General features: G+C 37.4%; 2 protein-coding genes. Both read left to right on the plus strand.

Annotated elements, in window-relative coordinates; translation table 11 throughout:
* Positions 1-186: 186 nt before the first annotated feature.
* Complete coding sequence (locus Q0370_RS04110) at positions 187-1,875, plus strand: adenylyl-sulfate reductase subunit alpha (protein WP_299572504.1); 1,689 nt, start codon at positions 187-189, stop codon at positions 1,873-1,875.
* The gene (locus Q0370_RS04115) at positions 1,859-2,188 is read left to right on the plus strand and encodes a ferredoxin family protein (protein WP_006805883.1); all 330 of its coding nucleotides are present in this window, start codon (positions 1,859-1,861) and stop codon (positions 2,186-2,188) included. The genes Q0370_RS04110 and Q0370_RS04115 overlap by 17 nt, the downstream gene beginning before the upstream one ends.
* The last annotated feature ends 4 nt before the right edge of the window (positions 2,189-2,192 follow it).

Genomic DNA, 2,192 nt, shown 5'->3' on the forward strand with positions numbered 1-2,192 from the left:
GCTGAAAATTTTGCTCAGTTGGAAGGTAAGGAGTGGATTTACGCATCAAGTATTGGGGCTTCTACACCAAATCAACCATACTACAAGTTGGACAAAGAATAAATTGATAAAAAAGCGTAAAACACTTGCAATTTGAAGAAAATTTGATAAAATAATAAAGAAAGAAAAAAACTTGAAATAAAGGAATTGGAAACGGATGTATTAATTATTGGTGGGGGAACTGCTGGATGTTATGCAGCTATTACGCTTGGAAAAAATTCTGATTTATCGGTGGTTGTGGCAGAGAAGGCGAATATTAAGAGGAGCGGGTGTCTTGCGGCTGGGATTAATGCAATAAATGCGTATAATGTGAAAGGACGTGTGCCACAGGATTATGTGGATTATGCGGCAAAGGATGCCAATGGAATTGTGCGTCACGATTTGTTAATTACTGCTGCGAATAGATTTAATGAGATTACCGCTGAAGTGGAAAAGTTGGGGCTTGTGATTTTGAAAGATGAGAATGGAGAGTATGTTGCACGTGGAAATAGAAATATAAAAATAAATGGAGAAAATTTTAAGCCGATACTTGCTGATGCTGTGAAAAAAACAAAAAATGTGAGAGTTCTGAATACACTTAATATTACGGATTTGCTTGTGAAGGACGGGAAAGTTTATGGTGCGGTTGGATTTTCTATAAAAAAAGAAGAAGCTATTGTGATTAGGGCGAAAAAAGTGATAATTTCGACTGGAGGAGCGGCTGGACTTTATAAGCCTAATAATCCTGGATTTTCAAGACATAAGATGTGGTATCCGCCATTTAATACAGGGGCAGGATATGCGATGGGAATTTTGGCTGGAGCAGAAATGACAACATTTGAGATGAGATTTATTGCTTTGAGATGTAAGGACACAATTGCACCAGTTGGAACGATTGCTCAAGGAGTTGGAGCGAAACAGGTAAATTCAAGAGGAGTGGTTTATGAGGATAAATATGGGCTTACGACTAGTGAGCGTGTTTATGGAACTGTGCGTGAAAATCAACTTGGAAATGGACCTTGTTACTTGAAGACAAGTGGAATTAGTGAAGAAGAAAGTGAAAGTTTGTTAAAGGCGTATTTGAATATGGCGCCAAGTCAGACATTGAAATGGATTGAAAGCGGAAAGAATCCGAATGAGCAGGATGTTGAAATTGAAGGGACAGAGCCGTATATTGTCGGAGGGCATACTGCAAGCGGCTTTTGGGTAAATACGAATAGAGAAACTACAATTAATGGGCTTTATGCAGCTGGAGATGTAGCTGGAGGCTGTCCACAGAAATATGTTACAGGTGCATTGGCTGAAGGTGAAATTGCGGCACTTGATATAATTTCAAAGTTAGCTGATGAAAAAAAGATTAATTGTGGAAAAATTGATGGAAATGTGGAAAACTTCTTGGATGAACAAAAAAATCAAATTATTAATCAGTATGAAAAAATAAGAAATACAGAAGCCAAAAGATTTTCAACGGAAGATATGGAAGAAGGAATGCAAAAAATTATGGATGAATATGCAGGTGGAATCTCAACAAACTATCAATTTAATGAAAAGCAGCTAAATTTGGCAAAAGAGAAAATTGATCAGCTTATAGAGCTTTCTGATGAGCTTTCGGCAGAAAATATGCACGATTTAATGTTTGCTTATGAGCTGAAAGAGAGACTGATAGTGTGTAAATCGCTAATTGGGCATCTTTTTTTCAGGAAGGAAACGAGATGGCATTCGTTTAATGAAAATCTGGATTATCCTGAAACTGACGAAAACTATTTTAAATATGTGAATTCGAGGTTAGTTAACGGAGAACTGGAAGTATTTATGAGAGAAATTGTTAAGGAGGAGAGATATGAGCATAGTAATTGATCCGTATGTGTGTATAGGATGTACAAAATGTACGCTGGTGTGTCCGGGGACTTTAATTGAAATGCAGAAAGTGGATGACATGAAAATTGAAAAGGCGGTTATGCAATATCCGAAAGATTGCTGGGGCTGTGTTTCCTGCGTGAAGGAATGCCCAGTTCAGGCAATTTCATTTTTCCTTGGAGCAGATATTGGCGGAAATGGAAGCACAATGACAACTAAGGAAGAAGGAGATGTTCTGAAATGGATTATTGAAAAAAGGGATGGAACTGTGGAGGAAATTGATATAAACAGGAAAGATGCGAATAAATATTGATGAA

It is taken from the genome of uncultured Leptotrichia sp., from assembly GCF_938036635.1.
GTDB lineage: Bacteria > Fusobacteriota > Fusobacteriia > Fusobacteriales > Leptotrichiaceae > Leptotrichia > Leptotrichia hongkongensis.

Excerpts from the sequence above, each read along its gene's own strand:
- Q0370_RS04115 (WP_006805883.1), top strand. The coding sequence starts at position 1,859 with ATGAGCATAGTAATTGATCCGTATGTGTGTATAGGATGTACAAAATGT.